Consider the following 15,793-nt stretch of genomic DNA (forward strand, 5'->3'; position numbering starts at 1 on the left):
TCAGGCCCCTTTCGAGTAGTTGATGTTTTGCATCGCGTCAGACAACACGACGAAGCGATGGTATGGGTCTTGATGCGCGGCATGTGCGGCTGGATCGCAAACATAACGCGTGATTTCACTGGGTCGTCGGGTCAGAGTGAAAACGTCTTTGCCGTTGATCGCTGCACGCCCAAGACACGCCGCGCCCCACAGACCCAGATCTGACGCCGGGTTGACGAGTACGTCTTGTCCGATGACATCGGCGATGATCTGGCACCAGACGTCATTGCGCGCGCCCCCGCCGGTCAGATGCACCGGGGCTCGGGGCAATCCGCCTTCGGCCTCGAAACAGTGGCGCAAGCTGTAGGCCGTGCCTTCCATGACGGCCCGTCCCAGCTCGCCTTTGGTGGTTGACTGGGACATGCCGATAAAGGACGACCGGATGGATGGATTGACGAACGGTGCGCGTTCCCCGTTCAGATAGGGCAAAAACGTCACGCCGTTTGCGCCGATGGGAACGTCCTGCACCAGCGCGTTCAGCTTTGCCGCGATATCGCCCGCACATTCGCCACCAAGGCTTTGGGGATGTAGGCTGGAAAACCAGTCAAAGGCCGCAGCCCCGGTGGAGGGGGCCAGAATGCGCAGGATCGCAGGGCCAGCGGCATGCAGTGTCGCGGCGGCAATTGGCGGGGTGCGGAGTGCCACCGCATCGCGCAACAGGGTGACGACAGCAGTCGTACCCAAGATCATCATGGCATCGCCGGGTTCTGACAGGCCAAGCCCTGCGACCATTGCTGCGATATCAAGTGTTGCCACGGAAACGGGCGTGCCTTCGCGCAACCCGGTTTGCGCCGCCACATTCGCTGTGAGAGTCCCCAACAGGGTTGTCGCAGATCGGGGATCGGGGAGCTTGTCCTCCAAATCCTCGCACTCAAGGGCATTGAGCGCTGCACCGTAGCTGCGGGCCTTCAGGTCAAGAAACGGGATTGACGCATTGGCAAAATCGGTACTCACAACGCCTGTCAGTTGCGCCCCGATCCAGTCACCGCAGGTGACCACATGGGCAACTTTTGCGGCGGCCTCGGGTTCACAGGTGCGCAACCAGCGCCAGCCTAAGGCCGACGTGCCGGGCCAAAGCGCCGTGTGGCAGCCGTGACTGACCGCATCAAGGGCCCCAACCGCACCGAGTGTCGCAAGATCAGCTATCAAGGCGGGTCGTGTGTCGGACCAAAGGATCGCATTGCGCACTGGCTGTGCCATATCATCAAGCGGCCAAAACCCGTCACCCTGTGCGCAGACCCCGATTGAGCTTACATCATTGGTGTCAATCTGTCGGCTCAGATCCGTCAAACACAGCGCAACAGTATTCCACACATCTGTTGGATCCTGTTCATTGATGCCATCGGCCAGGCGGATCACTTTTGCCGCATGATCTGATTGCGCCACAAGGGCGCCATCCGCGCGATATGCCGCTGCCTTAATGCTTGTTGTTCCAACATCCAGACCGATTGTCAGTGGCATTCCGTACTCCTTCGCGCCTTAAACATGTGAAATAAAAATTGACATTTGTAAACAACTTTGGTTTCCCTTTTGCAGTAGGTGACGAAAAAGGCACCTGGAATCCAAGGGAGGAATTCATGACAAATTTTGGAAAGGCTATTATTGCCAGTGTCGTGGTCAGCTTTGCCGCGCCGGCCTGGGCGGATGAACACGTGAGTCTTGAAGGCAAAACAATCGGAGTGGCTGTTGTTGGCACCCAGCACTTCTGGGACCGTGAGGCGTTTAACGGCGCCACCAGCACCATCGAAGAATTGGGCGGCACGGTTGTTCCGGTCGATGGCGGTCGCGACAATCAGGTGCACGCAGACAACCATGACATTCTGTTGAATAACGAAGTTGATGCTGTGATCTCGATCCTTGGCGACGGCGCGGTGGAGCCCAAGTTCGAGGCTCTGAAAGGTGCGGGTATTCCGGTATTTACTGTTGATCACCCAAGCCCCCACGCAGTGAATAACACGACTTCCGACAACTACTATATGGGCACCACAATCGGTCGCTATATGGCGGATGCGATTGGTGGTGAGGGCAAGGTCGCTGTCTTCAATGCGTTCGAAGGGGCGCTGCGTATCTGCGGCATCCGCACCGGACTTTGGAAATACGTTCTGCAAGACTATCCTGGGATTGAAATCATCCAGCCGGAGCTGGCAGAGGAATTCGCCAATGCGCCGGAAAATGCCCGCATCCAGACGCTCGACCTGCTGAGCCAGTATCCCGAAGGTGAGCTTGATGCGATCCACGTCGGTTGCTGGGACCAGCCGGCCATTGGTGTGGTGCAGGCGCTTGAAGAAGCAGGCCGCACAGACGTTCTGGTTACCGCCCTTGATGGTGGTCCGGATACGCTTGAGATCATGGCGGAAGACGGATCACCCTTTGTGGCGAACGTTGCACAGCAGCCAAACCTGATCGGGTCCACCGCCGCCATGAACGTGGCGCGCCACTTTGCTGGCGAAACGCTGTTGCCGCAGACATATGTCGAGGTGGTCCCGGTGAACGGGCAGGCCGAGGCCAAAGCCGCCTATGAGCAACTGGGGTACGGCACGCTCGAATAACGACTGGATTTGACGAATAAGGGCGGCGGGGCAACTCGCCGCCCTTTGATCTAAGGAACTGTTTCATGGGGCAATCTGCATTCCGCCTGTCTGGTATCACCAAAGAATTTCCAGGGGTGCGGGCGCTGGACGACGCATCACTTGAGGTGTTGGCCGGGGAGGTCCACGGGTTGGTTGGTGAAAACGGTGCCGGCAAGTCGACGGTGATCAAGGTTCTCGCGGGGGTCTATCAGCCCGAGGCCGGCAAGGTCGAGGTAGACGGCCAGCTCTTGTCCCCCGCCACCCCCGCAAATGTTCATGCCGCCGGTGTCCGTTTCATTCATCAGGAATTGCATCTGGTCCCGCATTTCACGGTGACCGAGTCTGTCTTTATGGGGCAGGAACGGCGCGGCCCATTCGGGTTGGCCAAGCGTGAGATGCGCAAAGCGGCAGAGACCTTTCTGCGTGATACCCTCGGCCTTGACGTTTCGGGCAACCGGCTCATCCGTGATCTTGGAACAGCCGAACGCAAATTGGTGCAAGTTGCGCGTGCGCTGATTGATGGGGACGCCAAAGTTGTGGTGTTTGATGAACCCACAGCGCCGCTTGCCTCCAACGAGGTTGATATTGTGATGGGTGCCATTGCCCGGCTCAAGGCACAGGGTATCGCGATCCTGTATGTCTCCCATTATCTGTCCGAGATCACCGACATCTGCGACCGCGTGACCGTGTTTCGGCAAGGTCAGACCGTGGGCGTCTTTGACAACATCACCGCCGACAGCGCGGGCGATCTGGTGTTTGCCATGGTGGGGCGCAACATCACCGATATGTTCCCGCCCAAGGGTGACCGCGTCGTCAGCGACGGACTGCAGATCACCGATTTCACAGATGGGCAAAAGTTTGCACCCCTGACCATGTCGGTCGGCAAGGGAGAGATTGTTGGCATTGCTGGCCTGATCGGGTCCGGTCGCGAGGAATTTGTCGACACGCTGTATGGGTTGCGCCGCCGCAAGATGGGTGCCGTATCATTCGAGGGCGCGGATTTGACCATAACCACCGCCGCGCAGGCCGTTCGATCGGGGCTTGTGCTTGTCCCGCGCGACCGGCGCCATGACGGCTTGGTCCTGTCGATGAGCGTGGCTGAAAATGTCACGCTGGCCACCTTGGAAGATAATGCCGTGATGGGGCTGGAAAACCGCAACGCGGCGCGTAAGGCCACGCTAGCGCAGGTGCAATCGCTTGATATCCGCCCCCCCAACCCGGATGCTATCACCCGCCTGCTGAGCGGTGGAAATCAGCAAAAGGTCGTCCTGGCCCGATGGTTGTCTACATCGGCACGCATTTTCATTTTCGATGAACCGACCGTGGGCGTCGATGTGGGGGCCAAGGCGGAGATCTATCAACTGATCGAAGAACTTGCCGGAGAGGGGGCCTGTGTGATCGTGTCCTCCTCGGACCCAGTCGAATTGCAGGGTGTCTGTGACCGCATCGTCGTAATGACCCGTGGTGCATTGGTGGGTGAAATGCAGGCGGATGCGATCAGCGTGGATGATCTTGTTGCGGCCACCACAGGGGCCAGTTCGGTTGAGGAGATCCGCAATGCAAGCTGAGGCCCAAGGTCGGCGTATTGTCCTCGAGATTTTCGGCTTCTTGCCTGTGATCATCTTTGTGGCTGTTCTGATTTATATCAGCTTCAACGCGCCGAATTTCCTGACACTGCGCAACCTCGAACTTGTCCTGATGCAAAGCCTGCCTGTCGTGCTGGTCTGCGCTGGTCTGGCCGCGGTGGTGATGGCGGGTGGGGACGACGTTGTCTCGGGGGGGATTGATCTGTCGATCCCGGCGACGGCTGTACTGGCTGCGGGGATTACAGCGCAAATGCTGAGCCTTGGCTATCCCCTGGCTCTATGTGCGGCGGTGGCATTCGCGGCGTCGATGATTGTCGGGGGGCTCAATGCTGTTCTGGTGACACGTATCCAGATGACACCGCTTTTGACCACGCTTGCCATGTTCGTTGCGGTTGTTGGCGTCAATAATGTCGTTACAGCCAGCCGCAGGATCAACGTGGACCATCCGTGGATCACCGTTTTGCGTGCCCAGGAGGTCGGCGGCGTGCCGCTTGGCATTCTAGTTGTTGCATTGCTTGTGGCCGTGATCTTTTTCGCGCTGCACCAGACCCGGTGGGGGCTGAACCTTCAGGCGGTGGGCGGCAGTCGGGACGCCGCGGAAATTTCCGGCCTCAACGTGAACAGGTTTATCGCCCAAAGCTTTATCCTTGCGGCCTTCAGCGGCTTTGTCTGCGGGTTCTTCATTCTCGCGCGCGGCTCCGGCAGTTCGCCCGGGGTCGAAGACAACCTGATGCTGGAGATGGTGCTGGCGACATTCCTGGGGGCTGCGTTCTCGCCTCGACGGGTTGTGACCATGTGGGGGGCGATATTGGGCGCGATTCTGGTTGCCGCCATTTCGATCGGCTTCAAGTCCATGGGTGTCAATGTGTTCTGGACTGGTCTGATCAAGGGATCGCTGATCGTTCTTGTCGTCGCATTTTCCGCCATTTCGCAAAGGGTTCGCTAAGCCATGTCCGACGCGTCTGCCCCGACAAATCTGCTTATCAATATCATCCTGCGTTTCGGCTTTCTGATCGTCTTTGCGGCGTTCTTTGCGCTCTTTGCATTTTGGAACCCTGTTTTTGTGCAGGGCGGGAACCTGATGAATATCGTCGAAGGTTCGGCGGTATTGATGATCCTGGCCCTGGGAATGACATTGATCGTGGCGACCGGCGGCATTGATCTGAGCATCGGGATCGCGCTTGATTTCGGAGCAGCTTTTGCCGTTGTCGCGATGAAGTCCTACGGCCTTGACTGGTTCGGTGCGGCCTGCGCGGGGGTTATCGGTGGCTCGATTGTGGGGCTGTTTAATGCGTTGCTGGTCGTTGGGCTGAAGATCAGCCCGTTTCTGGCGACGCTGAGCACGTTTTTCATCGGCTCCTCGGTGCAGCGGATCTTTACCAACGGAGGCGGCCCGATCTCGCACCGCCGCATGCCCGAAGAATTTCGCAACCTCGCACTTGGCGATGTATTCGGGGTCCCGACCGAGGCCGTGATCGCCTTTGTGCTGGTGGTCATCTACTTTATCGTGCTTGAGCGGTCGATCTGGGGGCGGCGCATCCATGCGATGGGGATGCAGCGATCGGCTGCCGTGGTCGCAGGCATCCGTGTGAACCGCATCCTGATCCTGTGCTTTGTCGCAGCCGCGGCCACCTGCGCGATTGCGGGTCTGATCGCCGCAGCCAACATTCGGATGTTCACGCCGCTGTCCGGGTTTTCCTATCTGCTGGACGCCATCGCGGCCGTGTTTATCGGTGCGGCACTGCATTCACGCGGGCGTCCCAATATTCCGGGGACGGTGATGGGGGTACTGTTTCTTGGGATGGTGGCCAACGGGCTGAACCTGATGGGATTGAACTTCAACACCAAGGATGCGTTGCAGGGGATTATCCTTGTTTCGGCACTCGCGCTGGCGGTGGCCCAACGCAAGGCGCGCAACGGTTAGGTTTCTATCGTTGGGGGCCGCGTGACCCGCATGGCGGGGACCGGGCCATCCCATTTTTCGGCCCTTACAACACAGGTATGTGCGATATTCCCCTGGCTTAAGGATGAACATCCCTGATCAATCGTCAGCACGTTCGGATTGCCATGTACATCGATTGTCTCACCGTTGATGGTCTGGGGGTCAAACCACGCGCCGGTCGGCAGGGAAAGGCAATCCGCACGAAGATCATCGCGAAGTTCAGCCGCGCATAGGCACGCACCGCGCGGGCTGGTCAGTTTTATCAGATCGCCGTCCCGTACCCCCAACGTCGCCGCGGCCTCGGGATGCAGCGCGCACACCTCGCGCCCCTGTCTCTTGGCGGCCTGCGCCTCGCGTCCCATATCGTTTTGTGAGTGCAGACGCGTCGCGGGTTGGCCAGAAATCAGATGGAATTCACCCGGTTTCAGGTGCGCGCCTTCAACGGGGGCCAACCACGCCGGATGGCCGGGGCAGTCAGGCAGACCCATGGCTGCGATCGTTTCGTTGAACAGGGTGATCTTGCCACTTTCGGTGGCCAGTTTATGAGCGTCAGGGGCCCCCACGAAACGCTTGAACGCGATCCGTTCTTCGACCGCATCGGGCAAATCAAACCGACCCGTATTCCGGAAGGTTTCAAAATCGGGCAAGGCAAAGCCGTGCGCCTGTGCCACCTCTTGGGATTGCGCCCAAATGTGGCGCAGCCAACCATCGGTGTCGCGTCCTTCGGTGAAGGCTTCTTGCAGGCCCAGCCGTTCTGCCACGCCGACGAAAATCGTATGATCATCGCGGGCCTTGCCCAAGGGTTCGAACATTGCGCTCATATACAGCAGCGTTGGATCGCGGCGGTTCATCATAATGTCGTCGCGTTCCAGAGGTGTCGTGGCTGGCAGTACAAGATCGGCCCGGCGCGCCGTAGCCGTCCAGCTGTGCTCGTTTACGATCACCGTTTCAGGCCGGCACCATGCCCGTTCAAGCCGAAACAGATCCTGATGGTGATGAAACGGATTGCCACCTGTCCACCAGACCAGACGCAGGTCAGGGTAGTGGCGGGTTTCGCCGTTGTAGACATATGGCGCGCCCGGGTTCAGCAATGCGTCCGCGATCCGCGCCACCGGGATGAAATCCGGGACGGCGTTTTGTACCCCGGGCAGCGATGGCCAGGGGATCAGCTTTGCTGCGCGACCCACGGGCGTGGTCGACCCATAGCCAAACGCATACCCCGTGCCGGGCTGACCGATCTGGCCCAATACACAGGCCAGCGCGAGCCCGGCCCAGATCGGTTGCTCTCCGTGATCAGCGCGCTGCATGCCCCAGGCCATTGAAACCATGACGTTTTTACGTGCCAGCTCTGCGGCCAATGTGGTAATGATAGTCGCATCCAGATCACAAATCGCCGCCGCCCATTCTGGCGTCTTGGGCGTGCCATCCGATTGCCCGCGCACATAGCGTTCCAATTCCGCCCAACCGCTCGTGTATGTTTCCAGGAACTTGCGGTCCTCACGTCCCAAGCGCAAGATTTCGTGAATGAGGGCGAGGATCAGCGCGCTGTCTGTTCCGGGTCTGATCGCCATCCAGTCATCGCGCGCTTCACCCCGTTCGGGCGCAATAGTCACCACCCGCACGCCGCTGTCCTTGAGTGCGTCAATCCATGGTCCGACCTCGTGGGTGGACGTGCCAGCCGCAGTGATCTGCGCTGTGCGCGCGGAAATACCGCCAAATGCGAGTACGATGTCACAGTGTTGGGTGACCAGTGGCATTGCCGTCATCTGATCCTGAAAGGCGCGGTTCGAAAGGCCGATGATATGGGGGAACAACACTTCGGCGGTGGCGTGGGAATAGGTTTCGCGGGACGATGTGAAGCCACCCGCAAGTGCCAGAAGCCGCCTCATCTGGCTTTGGGCGTGATGGAAACGCCCGGCGCTTGACCAGCCGTAGGACCCGCCGAAAATTGCCGCATTGCCATAGGTTTGCCGAACACGGTCCAATTCTGATGCGGCCAGATCAAGCGCATGATCCCAGCCAATTTCAACAAAGCTATCGTCGCAACGCCCCGCACCTTTGTCCCCGTTCAGCCAGCCCTTGCGGGCGACCGGGGACATGACACGTGCATTGCTGTTGCGTGCCGCACTGACCCAGCCCCGCCCAATCCGTGATGGTGCAGGATCACCCGACAGCGGGGTCAGTTCCGTATCACCGACTTCAAACTGGTAGCTGCCCCAGTGGGCTGCGGTATACTTCATCGAAACTCTCACAAAGTTGGGTCGAGCATCACTTTGATCTGAAGCTCGCCTGGTTCCGGTTTGTGCGTCAAGGCGGCCTCGAAATCCTCCAAAGGATATACATGCGTCACGCTGGCGTCGCCATCAATCTTGCCCCGCGCCATCAAATCCAGCGCTGTTTCATAGGTGAATGGCGCAAGATGCCCGCCGCGAATGTCCAGTTCCTTGAATTCACCAAAGATGTTCAGATCAATGCTGGCGGGGGATTTGTAAACGCCGAAAACCACCAGCCGCGCGCCTTTGCGCACAATCTGCAAACCCTGTTCGAAGGCCGATGTCTGGCCCGACGCCTCAAGGAAAACATCCGCCCCGCGCCCCTGCGTCAGGTCACCAAGGGCTTCGGCCAATTGCGGATCGTCGGGTGCAAAGGCCAGATCGGCACCAAGGGTCAAAGCCGCGGCGCGTTTGGCTGCACCGGGGTTGATCAGGATCACCTTGCGCGGGGTTTTCAGGGCGGCGGCCTGCACCATACCCATCCCGATGGGGCCGGCACCTGAGATCACGACCACATCATCAAACTGAATATCAGCCCGCTGCACCCCGTGGATCGCATTGGCCAAAGGTTCGGTGTAACAAGCCGCCTTGTTGCTCAGCCCATCGGGCACCTTATGGATCACAGCACCTGCGGGATAAATCATGTATTCCGCCCATCCGCCGTCCAGCGTGGCCCCCAGAACCTGCATATGATCGGTAAGATGATACGCCCCACGCTGGCGATAGAAATCGTCGCCCGTGGTGACGTTCAGTTCCGCAATGGCGCGGTCACCGGGTTTTAATCCAGTGGCCTGCGCCGCTTGTGCATCAAGCTCAACGACGGTGCCTGTAAATTCATGGCCGGGCGTGAAGGGAAAGTTCAGCGCCCAAGGCCCTGTTGCATCCCACATGGCGCGATCGGCGGCGCATATCCCGGAGGCGTCCACGCGCACAAGAACCTCGCCGGGACCCGGCTGAGGAAAGGGTTGGTCGGACACCAACCGATGCCGTCCACCAAAGCCCTCACATCGCACGGCTTTCATGGTGCCTTTCATGGTCACAGTCCTCCACAGCATAAATTCCGGCCTGTCGGCCCAATGGTCTTGCTCTATACATTTGATCAGTATATTGACTAATGTAAAGAAAAAGGAGACGAGCGATGCGCAATGAACGACAGACGGACAAGGTCGCCCTGGGCATTCGACGCCGCGTCTTCGAACATGCCATTCGCAACAATGGCGGCTACCTGAGCCAAGCCTGTTCGGCTGCCGAACAGCTTGCATGGCTTTACAACGAAGAGCTGAACCTTGGTGCGCCAACGCTGCCCTTGATCCCCAAACCCTTCGAAGGCGTGCCGTCCCCAGGCAACCCGGATTACCATACCGGTGCCGGATACAATGGCCCCTCGACGCCTGAGTTTGACCGTTTATTCATCGCGCCCGCACATTACGCTCTGGTCGCATATGCAACGTTGATCGAGGTGGGCCGCATGGCACCTGAAGGGCTTGAGATGTTCAATCAGGACGGCTCTTCGGTTGAGATGATCGGCGCGGAACACAGCCCCGGTATGGAGGTGCACAACGGCACGCTTGGCATTGGTTTGTCGACCGCCTCTGGCCTTGCCTACGGGCGGCGGCTGCGCGGAGACACCGGACGGACATGGGTGTTCATGTCCGATGGCGAGGTCCAGGAGGGCCAGACATGGGAAGCCGTGCAGGCCTGTGCGCATCACGGCATCGACAATGTGCTGGCAATGATGGATGTGAACGACCAGCAATGTGATGGCGCGATGTCATCAGTGATGGAAGTGGGCGACATCCGCACGAAATTCCTGAATTTTGGCGCGGCCTGTGTCGAAATCGATGGCCATGACCTGAACGCGATGCGCGACGCGGTGCACGAGCCCCACGATGGCAAGCCGCTGATCATTCTGGCGCGGACCAACCCGTTCCACACCATGTCCATTCTTGAAGAACGCTTTCCACGGCTGCATTACGTGCGCTTCAAGTCCGAGGTTGAGCGCGCACGCTTCAACACATCCATTGCGGCCGACCTTGGCGTCGATCCCGTTGACTACACCCATTAAGGAGGCCCGAGACATGGTAGAAATGGTAAACCGCCCCTACGCATCGGCCTTTGAAAGTTTTGCTGCGGGTAACCCGGATATTTTATGCCTCAGCGCGGATCTGACATCGTCGTGTGAGATTGACGGGTTTCGCGACAGACATCCCCATCAGTTTCTGTCTCTTGGCATGGCCGAGCAAAATATGATGAGCTTCGCCGGTGGTCTTGGCCTTGCCGGGTTTCGCCCTTTCATTCACACCTTTGGCGTCTTTATGTATCGCCGTCCCTATGACCAATTGATGGCTTCCATCGCATATCCTCGGCGTAAGGTGCGTATGATGGGCTTTCTGCCGGGTGTCACCACACCGGGCGGCATGACGCACCAGTCCATTGAGGACATCTCGGTCATGCGATCGATCCCCAATATGACCATTCTTGAGACTGGCGACGCCACGGAAGTTGAAAGCATCTGCGAGGCGGCCGACAGCATCGATGGCCCCGTGTGGTGCCGCGTCTTGCGCGGATCGGTGCCCCGCCTGTTTCACACGCCGATCAAAGTGGGTGAGATGAGGGAGTTGTCGTCAGGGGATGATATCCTTGTGGTGACATCCGGTATCTGCACCGAGGAAGCCATGCGCGCCTGCGCCGCTTTTGCGAATGCGGGGCTATCGATCCGTCACCTGCACCTGCACACCATCAAGCCGTTCAATACCGAAGCGCTGCTGGATCAGATCGGCAGCGTCAAGCATGGGGTTGTGACGCTGGAAAATCACGTGACAGAAGGTGGGATCGGCTCGCTTGTAGCGGAAACCATGGCCGATGCGGGCGTGGGTAAGAAACTGGTGAGGCTGGGACTGCAAGATACCTATGCACACGGTGGATCGCGCCCATACCTGATGCGCTATTATGGTCTGGACGCCCTTGCGTTGGTCAAGGGTATCGAAGGGTTGATGGGACAGGAATTCGGTATCACGGAAGACGATCTTGCGACCGCGCGTGTCGATGATGTGCACTCATTGGTCAAGGCGGAGGCGCTGTGACGGAACCGCAAACTGCAAAAGGGTCATAGAACCCGGATGCCGACCCAAAACCGCTCCAGAGTGACGAGGTCTGCGTCTGGTCTGCCAATGTGGGTTAATGCGAACCTACCTTGATGAAGCTCCGTTGATTTCGGCCGTTCTGCGTTCATCACCGCCCCCGAGTCAAGCGGTGAAGATGTCTGATCTAGTGTGATTGGTGACGCGTACTGGGCGCGGTGAAGCGATAAGGGCGTCTTCGTTCCGATGCCGGTGAAATCGGTGGCGGTTCACGGTGAGGAGAAGACGGTGATGACCCTCCCCCGGTGGTCCCTCACGAAGTGGTGCTGGAACCCAACGGATCTGAAAGCCTATCGTAGGGGCATCCACTGAACCCCTTTGTTACTGTGGGTTCTGCGCATCCATCGCTGGCGCTGGCTTTTGATCTCTGATCCGGCAACCGAACGCATCATCATTGCGTTTGCGGCGTGTCCGCAATCGCGAACAGCGCCCGCGTGGCCTTGTTCACCCCTGCATCAGTGGCTTGGGCCGACAGGGCGACCGCAACAACGAGAGTATAGACATTCACATGCTACAGCTCCCCTTTGGGTTCGGGGTCTGCGGCCTGAAAGCGGGTAAAGATCGCGCGGATCGTGTGATAGTCGAGTTGCCTGGCCATGGATGGAAGGTAGGGGGGAAGTTGATGTGGGGGGCAAGGTGTGGTGGCGCGGAGGCGGCGAAGGGTGAAGAAGCCGACAGTTACAACCGTTCGGCAATGCGTTGAATTTCTGATATTGGTTTAGTGACCTCAAGATGGATAGCTTAGCATGTCTGCGAAAAAACCTCTGGTACGAGTTGAGGACTTCATCGGTGATTGGCAAAAGTCTCCATTTGCCAGTGCGTCGGAATTTCCCTGGGACGTCACCACACGTGCAAGCGAACTCATCTCCCGGCAGATCAAGTGTCTCGGTGACGATTATCTTATTGACGGGGATATCGCGATCCACCGCTCCGCGACGGTCGAGCCAAACGCCACTCTCAAGGGGCCAATTATTATCAGTGAAAGCTGTTTCGTGGCAAATGGGGCGTACCTTCGAGGCGGCGTGTTCCTTGATCGAAATTGCATAATCGGCCCTTCGTGCGAGGCCAAAACCGTGTTCATGTTTGAAGGTTCAAAAATCGCCCATCTTAGTTTCGTAGGAGATAGTATTATTGGCAGCCACGCAAATATCGAAGCTGGTGCCATGGTCGCCAACTATCGCAATGAGATGCGTTTGAAAGGGATACTCATCCAATGGGGGGATCATATCATCGATACAGGCCATGACAAATTCGGAGCGTTGATCTCTGATGATGTACGGCTTGGTGCCAACTCGGTCGTTGCGCCCGGTGCAATTCTGTCGCCTGGATTCAGGTTGAAACGCCTTGGTTCGATCGACATGCATCCGGATGCTGTCCAAACTGATCCGCCAGCACATCATGGCAGAAGCGGATATTGAAACCTCCGCTTGCGCACAGCAACAAAGTTCCGCAAACCTGACGGACGCCAACCGTGGTTCAGCCCCAATACTATCCGCACGAAACGGGTCGCGTCTGGTCGTAACACACCCTACCTTCTCGATATGCAACACACACCCGATACCGCCTACCACTACAACGTCATGCGTCGCGCCATTGATCTGATCGATGCTGCGGGCGATCCCCTCAGCCTTGATGCACTGGCTGGCGAAATGGGCATGAGCCCGGCGCATTTTCAGCGTGTCTTTTCCCGGTGGGTTGGTGTGTCCCCCAAGCGCTATCAACAATATCTCACCCTCGGACATGCCAAGGCGTTGCTTGCGGATCGCTTTACCACCCTTGAGGCGGCGCATGAGGCCGGGTTGAGCGGGTCGGGTCGCTTGCATGACCTGTTCCTGCGATGGGAGGCGATGAGCCCCGGGGAATTTGCCAAGGGAGGCGCGGGCCTCACGATCTATTGGGGATGGTTTGACAGTCCTTTTGGGTTGGCCCTCGTCATGGGCACAGACAAGGGTATCTGCGGCTTGGGCTTTGCCGCCGAAATGGGCGAGGACTGGGCGATGGAGGACCTTGTCACGCGCTGGCCCAAGGCGGATTTCATTGAGGACCCGCTGCGTTTGCGCCCGTGGGTGCTGGCGGCGTTCGGGGCGGAAGAGGCAGAGTTGAGCCACGCGCCCCTTTACCTGATCGGCGCGCCATTCCAGATCAAGGTGTGGGAGGCATTGCTGCGCATTCCATCGGGTCATGTCACCACCTATTCCGAAATCGCGGGCAGCATCGGCAATCCACGGGCGGTGCGCGCCGTGGGCACAGCCGTTGGGCGCAATCCGGTCAGTTGGCTGATCCCGTGTCATCGGGCGTTGCGCAAATCGGGTGGCTTGGGCGGCTACCATTGGGGTTTACCAGTCAAACGGGCGCTGCTGGCCTATGAATCCGCGCGGATTGAGGCCTGATCTTTATGAAATAATATGCGCGGGATGCCGCTTATGTGATTTTCCCCCTATTTTGTCGGAACCGTGCAGGACTATCTTGTGGTGGAATGAGGTGCTCTGCCCGAACAGGGCCCGTTTTCGAAGGCAGTAGGATAAATTGATGACCAAACTTACACTTTCCATCGCCATGAGTGCCGTGATTGCACTGGGCGCATGCACCGAACCAGACGGCAGCGGTGTGAACCCTAACCAAAAACGCAACACCGGTGCTGCGATCGGCGCGGCCTCCGGTGCGGTGATCGGTGCCATTGCGGGTGATCGCAATACAGCCATCGCGGGTGCCCTCGTGGGTGGCGCAGTGGGGGCCGGAATCGGCTATAACCTCGACCAGCAAGAGGCCGAACTGCGGGCGAGTCTGAACAACAATGTCACCATCACCAACACAGGTGATCGGTTGATCGTATCCTTCCCCGAGGCGATCCTGTTTGCAGTCAACAGCTTTACCGTACGCCCAAGCCTTGGTGCGGACATGGCTGCACTGGCTGACAGCTTGCAGCAATACCCGGACTCGACAGTGCAGATCGTGGGTCACACGGACTCTGATGGCGATGCCGCCTTTAACCAGCAACTCAGCGAACGCCGGGCCAATGCAGTTGCGGACGTGTTGCTGAATCAGGGCGTCCCGTTCAACCGCGTGCGCACCTTTGGGCGCGGTGAAAGCCAGCCCATCGCGACGAATGCGACGGCCGAGGGCAAGGCGCAGAACCGCCGCGTTGAAATTGTGATCCTGCCCAACGCATAAATACCCAAAATCTTGGTAACTTGACGCTAAGGCCCGTGATGTGATCGCGGGCCTCTTGTTTTGTGGGGCTTCAGCGCGGATTGTGGATCTGGAAACAAGCAGGACTTAACATATGAGCACGCCAACCCTTTTGGGCATTTCAGGTTCTTTGCGGGCCGGTGCGACCAACCGAAAGCTTTTGCGCGAGGCGGCGCGGCTGTTTGGTGACTGCACCTATGTTGAGGCCGATATTCTGATGCCGCTCTATGATGGTGACAGTGAGGAGGCCGATGGCCCGCCTGAAGCTGCGGAAACCCTTGCGGGCCAGATTGTCGAAGCGGATGCGGTGCTGATTTCGACGCCGGAATACAACAAGGGCCCCTCTGGCGCGCTCAAGAATGCGCTTGATTGGGTCAGCCGCATACCGGGTAATCCGTGGGCAGACAAACCCCTCGCCGTGATGTCGGCTGCCGCGGGTCGCGCGGGCGGAGAGCGCGCGCAGATGATCCTGCGCGGTTACATGGTCCCTTTCCATCCGCGCATCCTGCAAGGCCCCGAGGTGCATCTGGCTGAATGCCACACCCAGTTCGATGCGAACAACACCTTGACCAGCGAGATTTATGCCCGGACGCTCGGCGACTTGATGCAAAAACTGCGGGCCGAGCTGCGCCGTTAGAGGGATGTGCTGATCTCGATCAGATTGCCATCCGGGTCGCGAATATAGAGCGAGCGTATCGGGCCGGTTGCGCCTGTGCGCATCACAGGTCCTTCAACGATCCGGGTCTTTGTTGCGCTGAGATGTGCCGTCCAGTCGCTGAGGGGCACCTCGGTCCGAAAACACAGATCGGCACTGCCCGGTGTCGGTGTTACGGCCTTGGGCTCAAATTCGGCCCCTGCCTGGTGTAAATTGATCTTGTGCCGGCCAAATTGCAGAGCGTGGCGGGTGCTGCCATCTGCGATAGTAAAGGGCGCATGTGCCATCCCCAACACATCCGTGTAAAAGGTCAAGGTCGCGTCAAGATCGCGGACCGTCAGCACCAAATGGTCGAGTGTGTGGACTGTGGGTTGTTCCAATTTCCGGCGGCCTCGCGCA

General features: G+C 58.6%; 14 protein-coding genes and 1 pseudogene. 10 read left to right on the top strand and 5 right to left on the bottom strand.

The features are described 5' to 3' along the window. A complete protein-coding gene (locus tag Q0859_RS12750) occupies positions 1-1,500 on the bottom strand; it encodes an FGGY family carbohydrate kinase (RefSeq protein WP_299151753.1) in 1,500 nt (499 codons plus the stop codon). Between the two features lie 116 nt (positions 1,501-1,616). Between Q0859_RS12750 and Q0859_RS12755 the strand changes: the two genes are divergently transcribed. The 4 genes from Q0859_RS12755 (at position 1,617) to Q0859_RS12770 (ending at position 6,119) form a co-directional block, all read left to right on the top strand. Next, positions 1,617-2,588, top strand: coding sequence for a sugar ABC transporter substrate-binding protein (locus Q0859_RS12755; RefSeq protein ID WP_299151755.1), 972 nt, complete (start codon positions 1,617-1,619; stop codon positions 2,586-2,588). 65 nt (positions 2,589-2,653) lie between these two features. After that, positions 2,654-4,177 (top strand): sugar ABC transporter ATP-binding protein, encoded by a 1,524-nt coding sequence (locus Q0859_RS12760; RefSeq protein WP_299151756.1) that lies wholly within the window; start codon positions 2,654-2,656, stop codon positions 4,175-4,177. Further along, on the top strand, positions 4,167-5,141 hold the full coding sequence (locus tag Q0859_RS12765; protein ID WP_299151757.1) for an ABC transporter permease: 975 nt from the start codon (positions 4,167-4,169) through the stop codon (positions 5,139-5,141). The genes Q0859_RS12760 and Q0859_RS12765 overlap by 11 nt, the downstream gene beginning before the upstream one ends. Positions 5,142-5,144: 3 nt before the next feature. Beyond that, positions 5,145-6,119: an ABC transporter permease gene (locus tag Q0859_RS12770; protein WP_299151759.1), complete on the top strand. Its 975-nt coding sequence runs from the start codon at positions 5,145-5,147 to the stop codon at positions 6,117-6,119. On the opposite strand, the gene Q0859_RS12775 is transcribed toward Q0859_RS12770, so the two are convergent. Together Q0859_RS12775 and Q0859_RS12780 are read right to left on the bottom strand one after the other, a co-directional pair. Next, on the bottom strand, positions 6,116-8,377 hold the full coding sequence (locus Q0859_RS12775) for a molybdopterin-dependent oxidoreductase (RefSeq protein ID WP_299151760.1): 2,262 nt from the start codon (positions 8,375-8,377) through the stop codon (positions 6,116-6,118). The genes Q0859_RS12770 and Q0859_RS12775 overlap by 4 nt on opposite strands. An 8-nt stretch (positions 8,378-8,385) precedes the next feature. Continuing rightward, entirely contained in the window at positions 8,386-9,444 is a 1,059-nt protein-coding gene (locus tag Q0859_RS12780) for an alcohol dehydrogenase catalytic domain-containing protein (RefSeq protein WP_299151761.1), read from the bottom strand. Between the two features lie 104 nt (positions 9,445-9,548). On the opposite strand from Q0859_RS12780, the gene Q0859_RS12785 reads away from it, so the two are divergent. Then, on the top strand, positions 9,549-10,475 hold the full coding sequence (locus Q0859_RS12785; RefSeq protein ID WP_299151762.1) for a transketolase: 927 nt from the start codon (positions 9,549-9,551) through the stop codon (positions 10,473-10,475). A 13-nt stretch (positions 10,476-10,488) separates the two neighbouring features. Beyond that, on the top strand, positions 10,489-11,493 hold the full coding sequence (locus Q0859_RS12790) for a transketolase C-terminal domain-containing protein (protein ID WP_299151763.1): 1,005 nt from the start codon (positions 10,489-10,491) through the stop codon (positions 11,491-11,493). A gap of 460 nt (positions 11,494-11,953) precedes the next feature. On the opposite strand, the pseudogene Q0859_RS12795 reads toward Q0859_RS12790, so the two are convergent. Further along, a pseudogene (locus Q0859_RS12795) lies at positions 11,954-12,148 on the bottom strand (endonuclease III); the annotation flags it as partial. A 148-nt stretch (positions 12,149-12,296) separates the two neighbouring features. Here Q0859_RS12795 and Q0859_RS12800 point away from each other — a divergent pair. The 4 genes from Q0859_RS12800 (at position 12,297) to Q0859_RS12815 (ending at position 15,376) form a co-directional block, all read left to right on the top strand. Continuing rightward, the gene (locus Q0859_RS12800) at positions 12,297-12,968 is read left to right on the top strand and encodes a hypothetical protein (RefSeq protein WP_299151765.1); all 672 of its coding nucleotides are present in this window, start codon (positions 12,297-12,299) and stop codon (positions 12,966-12,968) included. Positions 12,969-13,091: 123 nt separating this feature from the next. Beyond that, on the top strand, positions 13,092-13,940 hold the full coding sequence (locus tag Q0859_RS12805) for a methylated-DNA--[protein]-cysteine S-methyltransferase (RefSeq protein WP_299151838.1): 849 nt from the start codon (positions 13,092-13,094) through the stop codon (positions 13,938-13,940). A 139-nt stretch (positions 13,941-14,079) separates the two neighbouring features. Then, the gene (locus tag Q0859_RS12810) at positions 14,080-14,721 is read left to right on the top strand and encodes an OmpA family protein (RefSeq protein WP_299151767.1); all 642 of its coding nucleotides are present in this window, start codon (positions 14,080-14,082) and stop codon (positions 14,719-14,721) included. Positions 14,722-14,833: 112 nt separating this feature from the next. Beyond that, complete coding sequence (locus Q0859_RS12815) at positions 14,834-15,376, top strand: NAD(P)H-dependent oxidoreductase (RefSeq protein ID WP_299151768.1); 543 nt, start codon at positions 14,834-14,836, stop codon at positions 15,374-15,376. Here the strand turns inward: Q0859_RS12815 and Q0859_RS12820 are convergent. Then, positions 15,373-15,774, bottom strand: a complete 402-nt coding sequence (locus Q0859_RS12820; RefSeq protein WP_299151770.1) for a VOC family protein — start codon at positions 15,772-15,774, stop codon at positions 15,373-15,375. The two genes, Q0859_RS12815 and Q0859_RS12820, sit on opposite strands and share 4 nt — an antisense overlap. Positions 15,775-15,793: the final 19 nt, after the last annotated feature.

Source organism: uncultured Tateyamaria sp., from assembly GCF_947497045.1.
GTDB lineage: Bacteria > Pseudomonadota > Alphaproteobacteria > Rhodobacterales > Rhodobacteraceae > Tateyamaria.

Excerpts from the sequence above, each read along its gene's own strand:
- Q0859_RS12750 (WP_299151753.1), bottom strand. The coding sequence starts at position 1,500 with ATGCCACTGACAATCGGTCTGGATGTTGGAACAACAAGCATTAAGGCA.
- Q0859_RS12755 (WP_299151755.1), top strand. The coding sequence starts at position 1,617 with ATGACAAATTTTGGAAAGGCTATTATTGCCAGTGTCGTGGTCAGCTTT.
- Q0859_RS12760 (WP_299151756.1), top strand. The coding sequence starts at position 2,654 with ATGGGGCAATCTGCATTCCGCCTGTCTGGTATCACCAAAGAATTTCCA.
- Q0859_RS12765 (WP_299151757.1), top strand. The coding sequence starts at position 4,167 with ATGCAAGCTGAGGCCCAAGGTCGGCGTATTGTCCTCGAGATTTTCGGC.
- Q0859_RS12770 (WP_299151759.1), top strand. The coding sequence starts at position 5,145 with ATGTCCGACGCGTCTGCCCCGACAAATCTGCTTATCAATATCATCCTG.
- Q0859_RS12775 (WP_299151760.1), bottom strand. The coding sequence starts at position 8,377 with ATGAAGTATACCGCAGCCCACTGGGGCAGCTACCAGTTTGAAGTCGGT.
- Q0859_RS12780 (WP_299151761.1), bottom strand. The coding sequence starts at position 9,444 with ATGAAAGGCACCATGAAAGCCGTGCGATGTGAGGGCTTTGGTGGACGG.
- Q0859_RS12785 (WP_299151762.1), top strand. The coding sequence starts at position 9,549 with ATGCGCAATGAACGACAGACGGACAAGGTCGCCCTGGGCATTCGACGC.
- Q0859_RS12790 (WP_299151763.1), top strand. The coding sequence starts at position 10,489 with ATGGTAGAAATGGTAAACCGCCCCTACGCATCGGCCTTTGAAAGTTTT.
- Q0859_RS12800 (WP_299151765.1), top strand. The coding sequence starts at position 12,297 with ATGTCTGCGAAAAAACCTCTGGTACGAGTTGAGGACTTCATCGGTGAT.
- Q0859_RS12805 (WP_299151838.1), top strand. The coding sequence starts at position 13,092 with ATGCAACACACACCCGATACCGCCTACCACTACAACGTCATGCGTCGC.
- Q0859_RS12810 (WP_299151767.1), top strand. The coding sequence starts at position 14,080 with ATGACCAAACTTACACTTTCCATCGCCATGAGTGCCGTGATTGCACTG.
- Q0859_RS12815 (WP_299151768.1), top strand. The coding sequence starts at position 14,834 with ATGAGCACGCCAACCCTTTTGGGCATTTCAGGTTCTTTGCGGGCCGGT.